Consider the following 18985-nt stretch of genomic DNA (forward strand, 5'->3'; position numbering starts at 1 on the left):
TATAGACGATTTGGTGAAGCTATTTTTTAGTTTTTGAGAGGGGTGCTATTTTGGATAAGCTTGCTATTGGAAGAGGCGTAACTTTAAAGACTTGGAAAGAATTTATTCATAAAGGCAATAAAGATGAGACTATTAGGGATATTATTATAGATTCGTGGGAAAGAAGTAAAACATATAGAATAGATCCTTATATTAATGAAATCCAAATATCTTTAAATAGTAAAGATTTGTCGCATAGATATCAAAAGATGTTACCATTGATAAAAAGAGCTAAGCCTTTCATGGAAAGTTTGAATAAGCTTGTTGGAGGTCCAAACCTTATAATTAGATTTACAGATAAAGATGGATATGTTCTTGAATGGCTTGGAGAACCAGGCTTTATCAATAAATATGGAAAATTGAATTTTTACAAAGGATGTAATATAAGAGAAGATGTAATTGGAACAAATGCAATAGGACTTGCTTTAAAAATTGGAAAAGCCGTACAAGTAGTTGGAGAGGAACATTTTTGCAAAATATATCATAATTGGACTTCATCTGCATGTCCTATAAAAGACGATATGAATAATATAATTGGAGTATTAAGTTTAACAGGAGTAAAAAATAATATATATCCACATACGTTAGGTATGGTAATTGCTGCATCTCAAGCTATAGAAAATGAATTGAAATTAGAAAATATAAATAAGCAATTGGACTTAGCTAACAAACATTTTTACGCAATAATGGAATCTATATCAGAAGGCTTAATATGTACAGATAGTAAAGGAGTAATTCAAGATATTAATTTGTTTGCTAGAAGATTTTTGAAATTAAAGGAAAAAGATATTGTGGGTAAAAGAATAGAAAGCATTTTATATAAAAATGATTATCTAAGGATTGAAAACTTGATAGAAAAAGGAAGAAGATTTGAAGAGGAAGAAATATATTTTAAAACAAAAAGTGGTAAAAGTAATCCGTGCATAGTAAATATAACACCTATAAAGTTTTTGGCTTCGGAAAGTCTTGAGGGTATAGTTATAACTTTTAAAAATGAAAAGGTTGTTCATAAGCTTGTTAATAAAATAGTTGGAGCAAAGGCAAGATTTACGTTTGATGATATTATAGGTGATAGTAGAACCATGAAGAACACAAAAAACATGGCTATGATGGCATCAGCTAGTGATACTACAGTATTATTATTAGGTGAAAGTGGAGTAGGTAAAGAGATGTTTGCTCAGGCTATTCATAATGAAAGTAATAGAAAGAAAAAGCCCTTTGTAGTGCTTAATTGTGGAGCGATACCAAGAGAACTGGTAGCAAGCGAGTTATTTGGATATGTAGAAGGAGCATTTACTGGAGCAAGAAGAGGTGGGCAGCATGGAAAATTTGAACGGGCTAACGAAGGTACTATTTTTTTAGATGAAATAGGAGATATGCCATTAGATGCTCAGGTAAGTTTGTTGAGAGTGTTAGAAATGAGACAAATTACAAGAGTTGGTGGACATGAAGTAGTTCCAGTTAATGTTAGAGTTATAGCAGCAACACATAAAGATTTAAAAAAAGAAGTTGAAAGAGGCAATTTTAGAGATGATTTATTTTATAGATTAAATGTAATGCCTATATATATTCCTTCGCTTAGAAATAGAAAAGAAGACATAACAGAGGTTAGTGATTATTTTATCTATAAATTTTTAGATAAGATGAATAAAAAAATAAAAGGGATAGATTCAAGTTTTTATAAAGCATTAAAACAATATTCATGGCCTGGAAATATTAGAGAATTACAAAATGTAATACAAAGAGCAATAAATATGGTAAAAGATAATCAATACATAACATCAAATGATTTACCAAGATATATATTTGAAGATATGGATAATAAAAATACTGATAATATTGCAATATATAACGATATTTACAATTTAGAAGCAATAGAAAAAAATACAATTATAGAAGCACTAAAAAAATGTAAAGGAAACATGGCTTTGACAGCAAAGCTTTTAGGTATTGGAAGAAGTACTTTGTACAGGAAGATGGATAAGTATTTATTAAAAGGGAGTATTTCAAAGTAAATGAATACGCTCTTCTGCGAGTTAAAAAATCTCTTCCATAGCTCAATCAAAAATAATAAGCTACGTGACTTACAAAGGATGGTAATAAAGAACGTACTAATGAATCATTTTGAAACACGTGTAACAAAATGAAACAATAAATAAACTAAAAGTGTATCAAAATAAAACAAAATTATATAAAAATAAAAACAGAGTAAAAAATCACTCTGTTTTTTATATGATCTAAATTTGAAAATTAGGTAAACAACAGTGTTTCAAGAGATAATAAAAAATTGGTATGATTTTTGCGATATAATACATTAACTAATTAAACAAAGGAGAATAATTTTGATTATTATATTATTATTGTTTTTTATCATTTTAGCTGAAAGCGTTAACATAGAAACTGTAGTAATTGGATTTGTATTAAGCTTGATTGTTTGCTATTTGAACAGAAGCTTTATTAAAACAAATAAGACAAGTAGTTTTAGTATATTTAAAGTTCTATATTTTGTATGGTACTCATTAATTCTAATCAAAGAAATAATTATAGCAAACTTTAAGGTAGCTGCAATAATTTTAAAACCTAATATTAAAATATCACCAAATGTAATTTCTATTAAAACTTCTCTAAAATCCAAATCTTATATAGCTATATTAGCAAATTCGATAACACTTACACCAGGAACTTTAACAATAGATATTAAAGACGATAGACTAGATATTCACTGTCTTACTAAAAGAGATAGTGAAAACTTAAAGGATTTAAAGCTTGAAAAAATACTTCTAAAAATTGAGGAGATGAATTATGGAGTATAGAATAAAAATCTTTATTATAGCACTTAGCATAAATATTTTACTTTGTATGATAAGAGCTGTAATAGGTCCTTCAAAATTAGATAGACTAGTTGCAATAAATATTATAGGTACCAAAACTATTGTGCTAATTGCTTCAGTAGCATTTATCATACATGAAACATTTTTTATTGATGTGGTACTAGTTTATGCACTTATTAGTTTTCTATCATCAATATTTGTTTGTAACCCAGATTAATCATAGAAAATAGAATACTATATTGCATCCTTCTGATTAGAAGATATCCATTAAATTCTCGACATACCAACCTAGTATGCCTTCGAATTTACTGAAATCTTCTAATTCAGAATTATACAGCATATTATTCAAAGTTATATGAATAATCAGGGTTAACAATATACACAAAACAGGAGGAAAAAATGATAAAGAGTATTCTTGAAATTATATTACTACTAGGTGGTTTATTTTTCTTTTCAGTTGGAACAATTGGTATATTGAGATTTCCTGATGTAATGACTAGAATCCATAGCGGAGCAAAATGTGACACATTAGGATTAGCTCTATCATTGTCAGCATTAGCATTACACAATGGTTTTAACTTTGTATCTGTAAAGCTTATGTTGGTAATTGTATTTGTATGGATAAGTAATCCTACCATAGCACATTTAATTGCAAAAGCTGCGAATAAAAAATAACTTTATTAAGTTATATTAAATACGAAGTGGAGTGAAATTTGTGGAAAGTTTTAGTTTTATAATGATAGCATTTTTAATAATTTCAGCCATAACAGTTTCAGTTATACGAAATTTATTGTCTGCTGTAATTATATTTATGGTTTATTCACTAATAATGGCTATACTCTGGCAGCAGTTACATGCTCCAGATGTTGCAATTACAGAGGCGGCAGTAGGAGCAGGTATTACTACAATTCTATTTGTTATAACACTTAAAAAGATTAGAGGTATTAAGAGATGAGAATTTTTTTATCTATAATTATTACTATAATTATTATATCTATATTATTGCTAGGAGTATGTGATTTAGCTGATTTTCATAGTGATAAAGCATTTGAAAAGAGAACTATCTCAAAAAAATATATAGATGATTCAGTAAAAGATACAGGAGCTATAAATGTAGTGACTGGTATTATATTAGATTACAGAGCGTTTGATACTTTTTGTGAGGCGACTGTTTTATTTACAGGTGTTATATGTATAGTAATTCTTTTATTAAAAAAATAGGATGTGAATATATGAATAGCGTTATATTAAGAGAAATGCTAAAAGTAATAATTCCTTTTATTCAGATGTTTGGTGTATATGTTATGTTTTTTGGACATCTATCGCCTGGAGGAGGTTTTGCAGGAGGTACTATAGCTGGTGCTAGTTTAATACTTTACAGCTTTATTTGTCCTAAGGAGAAACTAAATGAAATCTTAGCTGTTACAAAATTAATGAGAGTTATGGCAACAGCTTTAATATTTTATGGGTTATTAAAAGGATATTATTTTTTAGGTGATAATTTTCATTTGCCCGTTTTACCATTAGGTAAAGCAGGAAATATAATTAGTGCAGGTGCTATTTTACCGCTTAATATTGCTGTTGGAGTCATAGTAAGCATTACTGTCTATTTACTTTTTAATATATTTAACTCTGAAAGTCTATAGAACCATAATCATGCTTAGGACAAGGAGGTTTATTGTATGAAGATTTTGTTAGATAACTATTTTGAAACAGGAGCAATTATTTTATTTGGTATAGGATTTATGACACTTTTAATTCATAATAATTTGATAAAAAAAATTATAGGCATGAATATTATGGATACATCGGTTTTTTTATTTTTTATAGCAAAAGGTTTTATTATAGGCAAGCAATCTCCTATATTAAATAGCACAAGTGGTGGCTATGTCGATCCATTACCAAGTGCATTAATGCTTACTGGAATAGTTGTTGCACTTAGCGTTACAGCAGTGTTATTAGCACTAACCATTAAGTTATATAGGTATTATGGAACTATAGAATTAGATGAAATTATGGAAATAAGGAGGAAGAACAATGGATTTAGTTAGAAGCATACCTTTACTAAGTATTTTGATACTCTTTATTTCAGGCTTTTTATTTATAATAATAAATAAAAAAAATACAAAAAAATTATCAGCAATTAGTTTGTTTCTAGTATTTATATTGATGTGTGTACATTTTATTTATGTTTATAAATACGGTAGCTATACTTATAGAGTTGGTCATTTTGATGCACCAATAGGTATAACATTCTTTATAAGCAATACAGAGGCTATAATCGGTCTATTATTCAGTGTTGTTACCTTGCTTATATGTTTTTACAGTTATTTTATTATAAAAAATGAAGTTAATATAGAAAAACAAAATCTTTATTATTTATTAATAAATGTACTATTAGCTTCATTACTAGGTATAGTATTTACGAATGATTTATTTAATGCATTTGTATTTTTAGAGATATCTGCCTTAACTTCTTGTGGGATTATAGCAGTAAAGGACAGCAAAGAGAGTATAAAAGCGACACTTAAATATTTGATTTTAAGTAGTTTAGGTTCAGGACTTGTGCTTATGGGTATAGCATTTTTATATCCCTTAACAGGTGTTTTAGATATGGATATGTGTCAGCAGGCTATTATGAACGTTGGAGAAAGCTATAATAGGTTAATTCTAATCAGTGTATGTCTTTTTACTATTGGATTAGGGGTTAAAAGTGCTATGTTTGGCTTACACACTTGGCTGCCAGATGCACATTCATCAGCTCCCACTGCTTCAAGTGCAATATTATCTGCTTTGGTTATTAAGCCACCAGTAATTTTACTAATAAAAATATATTATAGAGTGTTTGGTATATCTTTAATTAAAGAAATAGGTATATTAGATGTTTTGTTAGTATTTGGTTTAGTAGGTATGATAGCAGGTTCTATATTTGCACTTAATCAAAAGGAGGTAAAGAGATTAATAGCATATTCAAGCATTGCTCAAATGGGATATATTTTTTATGGAATAGGTTTAGGTAATAAGTTTGGAGTTGTAATTAGTATATTTCATATTATAGGTCATGCACTTACTAAATCAACATTGTTCTTGATAGTTGGAGCTATGATTCATAAAACTGGTTCTAAGTATATAAAAGATTTAAAAGGTATAGGAAAAGAGATGCCAATAACGTTAGGTTTATTTACAATATGTAGTTTATCAATGGTTGGTATACCCATATTGCCAGGCTTTGTAAGTAAGTGGAAGCTTTCACTTGCAACCATAGAATCAGGTAAAATTTATTTAGTAGGAGTGATATTACTTAGCAGCTTATTGAATGTAGCATATTATTTCCCAATTATAATAAATGGATTTTTTGGAGAAGAAAATATAAGAAACAAGGTATATAAAAGCAAAGAGCTTAAGAAAGCTAAAATGATACCTTTAACAATTTTAACTTTTTTAATAGTACTTTCAGGGATATTTTCATTGCAGTTAATAAATTTGATAAACATAGATTTTTAGGAGGAATGTATGAAATATACTTTATTATTACCGATTTTTTTTCCGTTATTAATGGCACAATTGAAAAACATAATCAAATTTAAAAATAAGAAGAATAGAAACTTTTTTTTATATTTTACAGTCATTACAAACCTGTTAATTATTATTGCTTTAATAAAGTCTAATGAAAAGGTGAATGTACACTTTGTAAAGATCAGCTCTTTTTTAGATATATATTTTAAGATAGATAAATTAAGCGTTTTGTTTGCATTATTAGTAAGTATTTTGTGGATATTTACAACAACGTATTCAATAAGCTATATGAAGCATGAAAAGGGCGAAAAACGGTTTTTTACATTTTTTATAGCAACTTTAGGGATAACGTTGGGTATAGCATTTGCTGGTAACTTATTTACACTATACATTTTTTATGAGCTGTTAACATTATCTACATTTCCTTTAGTAATACATGCTGAAAGTAAAGATGCATTATATAGTGGGAAGAAATATCTCATTTATTCGTTTAGTGGAGCGACATTAGTATTGTTAGGAATGATGATTCTTTATAGTTTTACTGGTAATCTTGATTTTACTAACAGAGGTGTTCTAGCAAATATCATGTATGCTAATAGAGATATGATGTTAATATATATAGTTATGTTTGTTGGTTTTGGAGTGAAAGCGGCCATGGTTCCCTTTCATTCATGGCTCCCAGCAGCAATGGTAGCACCTACACCTGTAAGTGCCTTGTTACATGCTGTTGCAGTAGTGAAATCAGGAATATTTGCACTCATAAGAATAACATATTATATATTTGGAGCTGAAGTTGTTGAAGCTACAAGAGCAAATATTTATTTAAGCATAATGGTTGTTTTAACAATTTTGTTAGGTTCTATATTAGCATTACATCAAGATAATTTAAAAAAGAGATTGGCTTATTCTACAATAAGTCAGCTGGGATATATTTTACTAGGGATAGTACTATTGAATAAAAGTGCGCTTATTGGTGCTTTGATGCATCTAATAAACCATGCTGTAATAAAAATAACGTTGTTCTTTTGTGCTGGGTCTATATATGTACAGACTCATAAAAAATACATTTCACAATTGCAAGGTATTGGCAAGAGTATGCCAATTACAATGGGTTGTTTTGCTATAGCATCTATATCACTTATAGGTATACCACCAACTAATGCTTTTGTGAGTAAATGGTATCTTGCGCTAGGTGGTTTAGACAATAAAGTCATATTTCCAATAATAATATTGTTAAGTGCTTTCTTAACTGCAATGTATATACTTCCAGTAATAATAACATCTTTTTTTCATAAAAAAGATCAAGAAAATATTGAAAAAGTAGAAGCAGAGTTTAATATGCTAATACCTATTACTATACTAACAGGTATTATAGTGTTTTTAGGTCTATTTCCTAATGTAGTATTAAATTATGTAATAAGTATAGTAAATGAAGTGCTTTAAAGGGGTGAATTTGACGTGGATAGTATTATTCTAATTAGCTTAATATCAATACCGACTATTGGGTGTGTGATAGGATATATAGTTGGTAGATATAGTGAAAAATATAGAAATCGTATAAACTTTATAACAACAGGGTTACTACTTGTAGTAGTTTCATTTTTATATAAAGTAGTGATAGTAAGAGATATTAGTGTTTTTATTCCTAACATAATGGGTACAGGGCTAGACCTTAAATTAGATGCCTTTAGATATATATTTGTGTGGATAACTGCATTTGTTTGGTTTTTATGTATAATTTATTCAAGAGCTTATTTGATAAAGTATAAGAATAGAAATAGATATTATGCATTTTTTATGCTTACTCTTAGTAGTACAATTGGCATTTTTATATCAAATAACTTATTAAATCTATTTACATTCTTTGAAATCATGTCATTTACTTCATATGTTTTAATAATACATGACCAAGATAAATACTCACTAGATGCCGGAAAGACTTATTTAAGTATGGCTATTGGAGCTGGATTAGTGTTATTGATGGGGTTATTTCTATTATTTGATTATACTCAAACTCTAAATATAGATGAGCTGCCTTTAAAGGTAAAAACATTAGGCAATATTAGATATGTAATAAGCTTTTTAATTTTAGTAGGTTTTGGTGCTAAAGCTAGTATATTTCCATTACACATATGGCTTCCAAAAGCTCACCCAGCAGCTCCAACACCTGCAAGTGCAGTTCTATCAGGAATTTTAATCAAGGCAGGAATATTTGGAATGATTATTGTTGTAAATATAATGATGGATTCAGATTATTTATTATCAATGATAATAATAGGTTTAGGACTTATAAATATGTTTTTTGGTGGATTTATGGCTATGTTTCAGAGAAATATCAAAAGAATACTAGCTTATAGCAGTATGAGCCAAGCAGGTTATATAACCTTGGGCATTGGTTTGGTTGGTGTTTTACACGATAAACAAGTAGCTATCATAGGTGTATTGTATCATGTGTTTAATCATGGGATTTTCAAGGTTTTATTGTTTTTAACAGCAGGTGTAATTTATATGATTTTACATGAACTTAGCATTAATAAAATTAGAGGCTTTGGCAAGAACAAAAAGCTTTTAAAAGTTATATTTTTGGTAGGATTGTTTGCAATAATAGGCTTTCCTGGATTTAATGGTTTTATAAGCAAGACTATATTACATGAAGCCTTAGCGGAAGCAGCAAAGGAAAACCACAATATATTTTTCATAATGGCTGAAATTATATTTTATTTAGCAAGTGCATTTACCACTGCTTATTTATTAAAGATTTTTATGTTTGTATTTGTTGAAAAAAATGAGAAATTTACAGGTCAATACAAGGAGCAAATAAAAAAAAGAGCAATAATTCCAATGATTATACTTGCTGTAGTAGTAATTTATGTAGGTTTAAATCCAAATAGCTTAAAGCCTTTGTTATCAAGAGCATTAAAAATGTTTGGTATAAAAGAAATAATTCACTTAAATGTTTATAGTTTAGAGAGTATAAAAAGCTCATTGTTTGTTACAGCATTAGGAGTATTAATATATTATTTGTTTATTCAAAAGTTCTTACTAAAGGGAAAAACATATGTAAATCCTACATTGAAATGTTTGAGTTTAGAAGCAGATGTTTATAAACCTGTGCTTACAATAAGTTATCATATATCAGCTAAAATATTGCATGTTTTTGATACAATGATTGTTGAAGGTGTGACATTTATAGCTATATCTTTAAAAAAGTTAAGTCAAGTAGATATCGAGCCAATTAATAAGAAAATTTCCAAAAAGACAAAGGAATTATTAAAAAATATTAACAATACTTCATATATAATTGAAGAAGGAACTCAGGATAGTAAAGAAAATCTGTCAAGAGTAATATCTAATAGTTTATTTACAATAAATAATATAGGATACTCAATATTAATATTTGCACTTACATTAGGAAGTATTCTTTTTATCATTGCATTATAATAATATAAGGCATATTTAATAAATAAACTAGTCATTCTATTCGTTCTTTGAGTCTTTTCGTTGTTACTTAATCACTTAATACAGTAAGTATGTATGTGATTAAATGCCTAGAAAATAATCAAAAATACTTCGCAACGTAATTATTTTTTTTATATGCCTAAAAGGATGTATCAAAATGAAAAATATTGATGTGAGTTCACTCATTTTGATGCATCCTAATAATTAAAAAAATACTTAAATTGAGTTCGTTCGACAAATCTTCTAAAAGCTTTACACCTCCTATAAAATACAAGATTTAATAAGATATAAAAAAAGAGAAGAAAGAAATATTTAGAAGTATTTAAAAGTGACATTATAGTAGAGAAAATAGGTAAAACCAATGAATTATATAATGTATTAAAAAGTTTAAGAGGTATATGCGGATAGTAAAAATGTATATTGTATAGTTATTGAAATTTTAGTTTATGATTTTAATCATATAATAATGTTAACATTCTCTTAAGTGCTAATTATTTGGAAAATATAAGTATGTCAAGGACTTGCCACCAACGGGGTGCGTAGCATCCTTTACATAGCTGTATTTATCAAATATCTTTTAAAGAGAGAGTTACTGTAAATACAAAACATGAATACGCGTCAACAGGAAATATGCTATAATAAAACAAAACAATTCTTGTACTATCACGAAGGGGTTTTTCTATCCCTATATTTCCTACAGTAAATTAACGCTTTCGGTGGAACGGATGGGATCAGGCTAACTATTAAACTTTATGGTATAATAATGTATATGGAATTTATTGAGGATGGCGATACAATTGAAGGAGAAGAGACCTATAAGCTAGTGTCAGAAGAAATAGTTCTTAAGAAAGCAATAAGTAGAAACAAAGAAAACGAAAACAGCAGTGTAAATATTGATGAACTTATAGCCACAACTGAATTTACACATCAAATTAAATTTAAAATGCTAAAAGTAAGGTCAAAGAATAGATGAATAAAAAGGATAAAAGATGAATTTGTTAGAAAAGTAAAAGCTTTAATTGATGAAGCAAAAACAACTATCAGAGTTGTTAAACGCGTCAGAGCAAACTATATCTATATTATAAAGTTTAATAGCGAGTCTGCCCCCCTGTCTGTACTAGGGTGAGTGATTCTAGGTATAAAAATCATTTGACATTATTCAATTAAGTATTTAAAATGCTTATACAAATGAACGTAAAAACGCAAATTTATGAGGTGAATTATGGAAAACATAGATATTAATCTTGAAGAATTTGTTAATATTATTGATAATTTATATGATGAAATAGTAATTTGGGACAATAATTATAAATTAGTATACATAAATTATCCATGTTTAAGGCATTATGGAGTTCATAGAGATGAAATAATAGGGAAAAAATATTATGAAATTATAGACAGAGAATATTGGAATCCGCAAATGCTTCCTTATGTATATGATGAAAAAGTGTCTGTTATACAAAAGCAGAAACTATCTATGGGAAGCGAATCAGTAACTATTGCAACTCCTATATTTGATAGGAATGGTGAGCTTAAATATGTAGCTATGATTGGTAGAGATTATATTAATAATATTAATCATTACAATCCAATAGAAATAGAAAAGTCAAAAAAAGAATATTCACAAGACAATGAATCAGAAATTATTTATAAAAGCGAAAAAATGAAAGATATTATAAATATTGCAAATAAAATATCTAAAGTTAGTTCTCCTTGCCTAATAATGGGTGAAACAGGAACAGGTAAAACCATGCTAGCAAGATATATGCATAAAAAAAGCAATAGAAATAATAAACTTTTTGTAGATATAAATTGTGCTAGCTTTAGCAAAGAATTAATTGAATCAGAATTATTTGGTTATAAAAAAGGAGCATTTACTGGAGCGAGAAGTGAAGGGAAAAAAGGACTTATAGAAATTGCCAATGGTGGAACATTGTTTTTAGATGAAATATTTGAATTGCCGCTTGACTTGCAGGCAAAGCTGTTACATGTAATTCAGGAAAAAAGATTTTTACCAGTGGGAGGAACTGAAAAAATAGAAGTAGATATAAAAATTATAGCAGCAACTAATTGTGACTTAAAAAAAATGGTTGAGGCAGGACGATTTAGAGAAGATTTGTTTTATAGATTGAATGTATTTGAGATTTTAATACCTCCATTAAGAGAAAGAAAAACAGATATTACATTGCTAACTTCATATTTTTTAAACTATTTTAATAATAAGTACGATACAATACATGAAATATCTGAAGAAACTTTTGCAATAGTAAATAATTATTCATGGCCTGGAAATACTAGGGAATTATCGCACATAATTGAAAGGCTAGTTGTTATTGTAGATGAATTAATTATAAAACCTTGCCATCTTCCAAAACATCTTTTCGAACTTAAAAAAAATAGTAATATTAATTTAGAATTTAATTCTCTAAAAGAAATAATAGAAAATTATGAGGAAAAAGTGGTAAAAGACCTGTATCAAAGAAATTCAAGTTCAAGAAAGCTTGCTGAAAGATTAAAAATTAGCCAATCAAAAGCGAATAATTTAATCCAGAAATATATTGAAAAATAATACTGAGTGAAAAAGAGTATAAGTGAGTTAAAAAAAACTCATTTATACTCTTTTTTTTATGTAGAAAAACAGCTATCTATTGAAAATATAGGGTATTAAATTGTGGCATGGATTTTGCTATTAAACATAGTGTAAAGTAAGCTATTAAAAAACATAGCATGGAAAAATGTTGGAGGTGATTGTATGACTAAACTTATGGTTAATTCAGAGAAATGTAAAGGATGCTTGTTATGTATAAATGGATGTCCTGTAAATGCTATTAGTACTTCAAAGAAAATTAATGAAAAAGGATATGAAGTAATACAAGTTGATGAAACTAAATGTAAAAAATGTGGAATATGTATTAGCATATGTCCTGATTACGTATTCGAGATATTATAAAGAAAGAGGTGTAAAAAATGAAAAAAAAGTTAATGAAAGGCAACCAAGCTTTAGCAGAAGGCGCTATAAGGGCAGGTTGTAGATTTTATGCAGGGTATCCTATTACTCCGCAAACTGAAATAGTTGAGTATATGTCTGACAGAATGTTAGAAGTAGATGGGAATTATGTACAGGCTGAATCTGAAATAGGTGCTATATCAATGGTATATGGAGCAGCAAGTTGTGGATATAGAGCAATGACAAGTTCTTCAGGACCAGGCTTTGTGTTAAAACAAGAAGGAATATCATATATTGCATCAGCAGAACTGCCTGCTGTTATAATAAATGTTCAGAGGATTGGAAGCGGACTGGGAGATATATCTCCAGCTCAAGATAATTATATATTATCAGTAAAGGGCGGAGGTCATGGGGATTATAGACCTATTGTATACGCTCCTTCATCAGTGCAAGAAAACTTAGATTATACATTGTTAGCCTTTGAAAAAGCTGAACAGTATAGAACACCAGTTGTATTATTAAGTGATGGAGCAATTGGTCAAATGATGGAAAGTGTTAGAATACCTGATATGCAACAACATGATCCTAATAAATTTGAGTGGGCATTAAAAGGTAAGCAATCTGGTAAAAATAAGATTGTAACTTCAAATATGTACTATCATGAGCAAGATAAATATGGGCGTTATACTCAAGATGCCTATGCAGCATATGGCAGATATTTAGCTGATAAAGTGAAAAATATTCAAGAGAACGAACAATTATATGAAGAAAAATATCTTGATGATGCTGATGTAGTTCTAGTTAGCTATGGTATTAGCTCACGTATATGTAAAGCAGCAATAGAAACTGCAAGAAAAGAAGGAATAAAACTTGGATTGATAAGACCAATAAGTCTATTTCCATTTCCCAACAAAGCTTTTGATAAACTATCGGATAGCTTAAAAGGTATTATATGTGTTGAAATGAATTCATGGGGTCAAATGGTCGATGATATTAAATTAGCCGTAAATGGTAGAATACCAGTACATATGTATGCGAGTTCTGCTTATATTCCAGATGAAGATACAATAATAAAAATGGCTAAAGAAATATTAAACAGTGATGCAAAGGAGGTACTATAAATGGGAAAAACAAGGATAACACCTAAAGTACTACATGATGAACATAAATTTTGTGCAGGGTGTGGACATGGTACTGTTTTTAGAATGGTAGCTGAAGTATTAGAAGAAAAAGGTCTTGATAGTAAAGCTATAGGAATAGTTGCAGTAGGTTGTAGTGGTATTATGGTAGACTCTTTTGGCATTGATTGGATTCAAGCACAACATGGTAGAGCAGCTGCAGTTGCTACAGGGGTAAAAAGAGTTAGAGATGATAATTTTGTTTTGACATATCAAGGTGATGGAGATGCGTTATGTATCGGAATAGCAGAGACATTAAATGCTGCTATTAGAAATGAAAATATTACTACTATAGTTTTAAATAATGGTGTTTTCGGAATGACAGGAGGACAAATGTCTTCAACTACACTTATTGGGCAAAAAACAAAAACAAGTACTAAAGGAAGAAGTGCAGAATTACATGGTCAACCTTTAGATATATTTAATTTACTAAAAAACTTTAATGTAGCATATCTAGCAAGGGGAACTATAACAAACTTTAAAGAGATAAATAAAACTAAAAATTACATTAGAAAAGCAGTTGAAGCACAATTGAATAATAAGGGCTATTCAATGGTAGAGATAGTTGCACCATGTCCTACAAACTGGAAACTAGATCCCGTTAAGTGTATGAAAAAAATTGAGGATGAATTTATACCATATTATAAGCTTGGGGAATTTACAAATGGAGAGGTGATATAAGATGAATGAAATTATTATTTCTGGATTTGGAGGTCAGGGTGTATTATTAACTGGTTTAATACTAGCTAATATAGCTATGAGTGACGATAAAAATGTGACATGGATTCCTTCATATGGATCAGAAAAGCGAGGAGGTTCAGCCAACTGTTCTTTGAAAATTAGTAGTGATGAGATAGCAAGTCCATATTGTAAAAAAATCGATATATTGGTGGCTATGAATAAAGCATCATTAGAAAAATTTCAAGATGATGTCAAGGAGAACGGGACATTAATTGTAAATAGTTCATTGATAAAGGATATGAATTATAGAGATGACATAAAAGTAGTTGAAGTACCTATGAATGAAATAGCTACTAGTATGAATAATCCTAGAGGAGCTAATATTTCTGCTTTAGGGGCAATTGCATCTGCTACTAGAATATTTGATAAAGAGACATTTGTTACTGAAATTGATAGTTACTTAAGAAACAAAAATATAGATCCACTAAATAATTTAAAAGTATTTGAAGCAAGTTTTAATTATGTTAAGGAGGAAAACAGTGAAATTAAATAAATTACTCAAACCTAAATCCATAGCAGTAGTAGGAGCATCTGAAAAAGAAGGGTTTAGCGGAGCTACTTGTAAGAATTTAATACAATCAGAGTTAAATGACAATGTATTCTTTATTAATCCAAATAGAGACACTGTGATGGGTAAGAAATGTTATACATCATTAAAGGACGTTTCTAAGACAATTGATTTGGTTATTATATGTACTCCTATAAAAATTGTAAATAAAATTTTAGAAGAAGCTGGAGAACTTGGCTGTAAAGCAGCAATAGTTTATGCAAGTGGCTATTCGGAATCTGGTGAAGAAGGCAGAAAAATAGAAGCGGAATTAGTTCAAATATGTAAAAAGTACGATATATCTCTAATGGGACCAAACTGTATGGGATTTATCAATTATAGTAACAGAATTTACTCTTTTGGTGTACAGCTTGACAATTATAATAAAAATGGTGGTATAGGTTTAATCTCACAGAGTGGTCAAATATGTGAAACCTTAATGTTTATGTCGAAGGTTAAATTATCTTACTTAATATCATGTGGAAATAGTTCTGTAACACAGCTTGAAGATTATCTAGATTTTCTAGTGGAAGATAAAGATACTAAAGTAATTGCCGTATATTTAGAAGGATTGAAAAACACTCCTAAATTTATTGAAACTCTTAGAAAAGCAGCAATTAAAGGAAAACCTATAGTAGTATTAAAATCTGGTCGTTCAGAAAAAGCTCAGGAAATAGCTACTGCACATACAGGAAGTTTAACAGGTTCAGACAAATCTTTTGATGCAATATTTGAGAAATTTGGAGTAATTAGAGTAGATGATATTGAAGAATTGGTGCAAACAGCAATGTTTTTTAGTACAATAAGAAAATTACCAAAAAAATCAAATTTTGCATCTATGAATCTATCTGGTGGGGAAACAACTATTTGTGCAGATGTTGCAGATATGTACAATATTAGTTTTCCACAGTTTTCTGATTATACTCTTGACAAGCTTAAAGAAATGCTACCGGATTACTCAACCCCAAACAATCCATTAGATATGACTGCTTCTCTATCCTATGATCCTGATTTATATGCAGAAGCTATTAAAGTAGTAATGGATGATCCAATGGTGGATATGGTGCTTTTAGGTGTTAATATACATGATAGATTGATTGAAGGCGATATTGTAGTACCAATGACTGAAGGAATAGTAAAAGTTGCAAATATGGAAGGTACAAAACCTGTAGCAGTACTATCATTTTTTGAAAGCACAAGAGAAAAAGGCATTAGAGAAAAATTAGAAAGCGCTGGTGTGCCAATATTACCGAGTGCAAAAAATGCATTTAATGTTTTAAAGCATTTAACTAATTTTATCAACTACGATCATAAAAAAAGAAACCTTGATGTTGCAATAAGTAAAACATCTGATATTAAAACAAAAAAAGTATTATCAGAAGAACAAAGTAAAAAAGTTATAAGTAAATATGGAATTCCAACTACAAAAGGATTAGTTATTACTTCAGAAAAAGAATTATTAGAAGTTAATAAAGAGTTTAAATTTCCAGTAGTAGCTAAAATTGAATCAGCTGATATTCCTCATAAATCAGATGCAGGTGGAGTTATGTTGAATATAAAAGATGAAGCAGAGCTATTGGAAAAATATGGACAGATACTTAAGAATGCTAAAAATTATAGTCCAGAAGCAAAAATTAATGGTGTTCTAGTTCAAGAAATGTTGCCATATGGTACAGAAATAATCCTTGGCATCAATAATGATAAACAATTTGGACCTATGCTTCTTGCAGGTTTAGGAGGAGTATTCGTAGAGGTGTTTGAAGATGTTGCTTTATATCCTGTTCCTTTAAATGAATTTGAAGCAACTGAAATGCTAAATAAGTTAAAAGCTAGTAAATTGTTCAAAGGATATAGGGGAAATCAACCATTGGATATACAAGGGGTGGTGGATACTATGGTTAAACTATCGAATTTAGCATATGAAATGAAAGATTCTATTGAAGAAATTGATATAAATCCTTTATTTGTTTATGAAGAAGGAAAAGGAGTATGTGCAGCAGATGCTCTAATAGTTTTAAATAGTGATGAAAAGAGACAGAGTTATGAATAAAAAAAATAATATTGATTTTTCATTAATGCTACCTGCTATTTTTGCTACTTTAGTGATTACCATTTTACTAGTTGTATTACCAGGTTCTAAAAATGCAGTTGATACAATATTCAAATTCATTACAGTTAATTTTAAATGGTTGTTTCTCTCTTTTGGGTTTATTACTGTTGTGTTTCTTTTTTGGCTATCATTTAGCAAATGGGGAAAAATTAAGTTAGGAAAGCCTGAGGAAAAGCCGCAATTTTCAACATTTACTTGGTGTGCTATGATATTTTGTTCGGGTATTGCTATTGGTATAGCATATTGGCCGTTTTTAGAGCCACTTTATTATGCTAATACACCACCATTGTTGATGCAACCAAATTCAACTTTGGCAAAGGAATATTCAGGCATGCTTCCACTGTTTCATTGGGGAATTAGCATATGGGCATTTTCGGCATTACCAACCTTTACAATTGCATATGCTATACATGTAAAGGGCATTACAAGATTAAGAATTAGTGCTGCCTGCAAAGGAATTCTTGGTAAATATTCAGATAAATGGCCAGGAAAATTAATTGATGTATTAGTTGTATTTGCCATGATTGGTGCAGTAGGAACATCTATGGGATTAGGAGTACCTTTAGTAGCTCAACTTATTTCTAGTTTAACGGGAATTCAAGTAACTGTTGGGTTGCAACTGTTTATCCTTTTAATATGGACTGCATTTTTCACTCTAACTGTGTGGGCTGGATTAACAAAAGGAACAGCAAAACTTTCTAATTTTAACACTTTATTAGCGATAGCTTTATTAATATTTACATTTGTGATGGGTCCAACTTTATTAATATTAAATCTTTTTACAAATAGTATGGGAATTTTAATAACTGATTTTGCTAGGATAAGTTTATGGACAGACCCTATAGCTAATGGAGGATTCCCAGAAACTTGGACAGTGTTTTTTTGGGCATGGGGAGTAGCATATGCACCTATGATGGGAATGTTTGTTGCTCGAATATCTAAAGGAAGAACAATAAAACAAATGATACTGGCTGTTTTATTTACTGGAACTCTAGGGAGTTGGGTGTTCTTTGCAGTATGGGGTGGATATAGTATTAGTATTGTTGAATCAGGTACATTAAATATTGGACAAATGCTAAACGATTTATCTAAACCAGAAGTGATACTTCAAATACTAGGTACAATGAAATTTGCAAAATGGTTGATAATACCAGTATATACAATTATGTGTTTCCTTTTTGTTTCTACACCATTAAATTCAACGGCATATACCCTTGCTTCACAATGTACTAAAAATATTAAGGGAGATGAGGAACCAGCTAGATGGTTGAGAACCTTATGGGGAATTATTATTGGTATGTTTGTAGCAGGATTGTTTATGGTAAATGGATTAAAAGTTATTCAATTATCATCAATAATTACCGCTTTACCGTTGATTCCAATTTTAGTTATACTTGTTCTATCTGGATTAAAATGGATGAAAGAAGATTATGGAGAAATATTATCAACTAAACCTATATGTCTACAAGTAGAAAATATTAAAAAAGTTGAGTAGATATTTATTGGTAGATGCAACTAATGAGTTAAAATATACTCTTGAGTACATTTTAACTCATTATAATAGAGAATATTTGGCTTATAATAGCAAAAATATAAGCAGTTATGTATGTTTTTGAT

Annotated in this window: 19 protein-coding genes; all 19 read left to right on the forward strand. The window is 29.2% G+C overall.

All coding sequences use genetic code 11. The annotated features are described in order from the left end of the window. The first annotated feature begins 50 nt into the window (after window positions 1-50). The 19 genes from AYC61_RS03965 to AYC61_RS04055 all read left to right on the forward strand — a co-directional run bounded on the left by AYC61_RS03965 (window position 51) and on the right by AYC61_RS04055 (window position 18863). Window positions 51-2054 (forward strand): sigma-54-dependent Fis family transcriptional regulator, encoded by a 2004-nt coding sequence (locus AYC61_RS03965; RefSeq protein WP_066497209.1) that lies wholly within the window; start codon window positions 51-53, stop codon window positions 2052-2054. A 327-nt stretch (window positions 2055-2381) separates the two neighbouring features. Next, window positions 2382-2852: a Na+/H+ antiporter subunit E gene (locus tag AYC61_RS03970; RefSeq protein WP_066497214.1), complete on the forward strand. Its 471-nt coding sequence runs from the start codon at window positions 2382-2384 to the stop codon at window positions 2850-2852. Beyond that, window positions 2842-3087: an MrpF/PhaF family protein gene (locus AYC61_RS03975; protein WP_066497216.1), complete on the forward strand. Its 246-nt coding sequence runs from the start codon at window positions 2842-2844 to the stop codon at window positions 3085-3087. The genes AYC61_RS03970 and AYC61_RS03975 overlap by 11 nt, the downstream gene beginning before the upstream one ends. A gap of 182 nt (window positions 3088-3269) precedes the next feature. Next, the gene (gene mnhG, locus AYC61_RS03980) at window positions 3270-3545 is read left to right on the forward strand and encodes a monovalent cation/H(+) antiporter subunit G (RefSeq protein WP_066497218.1); all 276 of its coding nucleotides are present in this window, start codon (window positions 3270-3272) and stop codon (window positions 3543-3545) included. Window positions 3546-3585: 40 nt separating this feature from the next. Continuing rightward, window positions 3586-3825: a hydrogenase subunit MbhD domain-containing protein gene (locus AYC61_RS03985; RefSeq protein WP_066497222.1), complete on the forward strand. Its 240-nt coding sequence runs from the start codon at window positions 3586-3588 to the stop codon at window positions 3823-3825. After that, window positions 3822-4091: a hydrogen gas-evolving membrane-bound hydrogenase subunit E gene (gene mbhE, locus AYC61_RS03990; protein ID WP_066497224.1), complete on the forward strand. Its 270-nt coding sequence runs from the start codon at window positions 3822-3824 to the stop codon at window positions 4089-4091. Before AYC61_RS03985 ends, mbhE begins: the two co-directional genes overlap by 4 nt. Window positions 4092-4102: 11 nt before the next feature. Further along, window positions 4103-4516: an MnhB domain-containing protein gene (locus tag AYC61_RS03995; RefSeq protein WP_162265432.1), complete on the forward strand. Its 414-nt coding sequence runs from the start codon at window positions 4103-4105 to the stop codon at window positions 4514-4516. Window positions 4517-4552: 36 nt separating this feature from the next. Then, complete coding sequence (locus AYC61_RS04000) at window positions 4553-4921, forward strand: sodium:proton antiporter (protein ID WP_066497231.1); 369 nt, start codon at window positions 4553-4555, stop codon at window positions 4919-4921. Further along, on the forward strand, window positions 4908-6374 hold the full coding sequence (locus AYC61_RS04005) for a complex I subunit 5 family protein (RefSeq protein ID WP_066497236.1): 1467 nt from the start codon (window positions 4908-4910) through the stop codon (window positions 6372-6374). Before AYC61_RS04000 ends, AYC61_RS04005 begins: the two co-directional genes overlap by 14 nt. 9 nt (window positions 6375-6383) lie before the next feature. Continuing rightward, window positions 6384-7829, forward strand: coding sequence for a proton-conducting transporter transmembrane domain-containing protein (locus tag AYC61_RS04010; protein WP_066497240.1), 1446 nt, complete (start codon window positions 6384-6386; stop codon window positions 7827-7829). A gap of 15 nt (window positions 7830-7844) precedes the next feature. Further along, the gene (locus tag AYC61_RS04015; protein ID WP_066497241.1) at window positions 7845-9827 is read left to right on the forward strand and encodes a complex I subunit 5 family protein; all 1983 of its coding nucleotides are present in this window, start codon (window positions 7845-7847) and stop codon (window positions 9825-9827) included. A gap of 787 nt (window positions 9828-10614) precedes the next feature. Continuing rightward, entirely contained in the window at window positions 10615-10818 is a 204-nt protein-coding gene (locus AYC61_RS04020) for a hypothetical protein (protein WP_156456334.1), read from the forward strand. A 249-nt stretch (window positions 10819-11067) separates the two neighbouring features. Continuing rightward, on the forward strand, window positions 11068-12414 hold the full coding sequence (locus AYC61_RS04025) for a sigma-54 interaction domain-containing protein (protein ID WP_066497244.1): 1347 nt from the start codon (window positions 11068-11070) through the stop codon (window positions 12412-12414). A 183-nt stretch (window positions 12415-12597) separates the two neighbouring features. Further along, the gene (locus tag AYC61_RS04030) at window positions 12598-12795 is read left to right on the forward strand and encodes a 4Fe-4S binding protein (RefSeq protein ID WP_066497245.1); all 198 of its coding nucleotides are present in this window, start codon (window positions 12598-12600) and stop codon (window positions 12793-12795) included. Window positions 12796-12812: 17 nt separating this feature from the next. Beyond that, window positions 12813-13913, forward strand: a complete 1101-nt coding sequence (gene vorB, locus AYC61_RS04035) for a 3-methyl-2-oxobutanoate dehydrogenase subunit VorB (protein ID WP_066497247.1) — start codon at window positions 12813-12815, stop codon at window positions 13911-13913. After that, entirely contained in the window at window positions 13914-14651 is a 738-nt protein-coding gene (locus AYC61_RS04040) for a thiamine pyrophosphate-dependent enzyme (protein WP_066497248.1), read from the forward strand. 1 nt (window position 14652) lies between these two features. Next, window positions 14653-15204: a 2-oxoacid:acceptor oxidoreductase family protein gene (locus tag AYC61_RS04045; protein WP_066497249.1), complete on the forward strand. Its 552-nt coding sequence runs from the start codon at window positions 14653-14655 to the stop codon at window positions 15202-15204. Further along, window positions 15191-17308 carry an acetate--CoA ligase family protein gene (locus tag AYC61_RS04050; RefSeq protein WP_066497251.1) on the forward strand — a complete coding sequence of 706 codons (2118 nt, stop codon included), beginning with the start codon at window positions 15191-15193 and terminating at the stop codon, window positions 17306-17308. Before AYC61_RS04045 ends, AYC61_RS04050 begins: the two co-directional genes overlap by 14 nt. Beyond that, window positions 17283-18863: a BCCT family transporter gene (locus tag AYC61_RS04055; RefSeq protein ID WP_202906797.1), complete on the forward strand. Its 1581-nt coding sequence runs from the start codon at window positions 17283-17285 to the stop codon at window positions 18861-18863. The genes AYC61_RS04050 and AYC61_RS04055 overlap by 26 nt, the downstream gene beginning before the upstream one ends. Window positions 18864-18985: the final 122 nt, after the last annotated feature.

The organism is Abyssisolibacter fermentans (assembly GCF_001559865.1).
Classification (GTDB): domain Bacteria; phylum Bacillota; class Clostridia; order Tissierellales; family MCWD3; genus Abyssisolibacter; species Abyssisolibacter fermentans.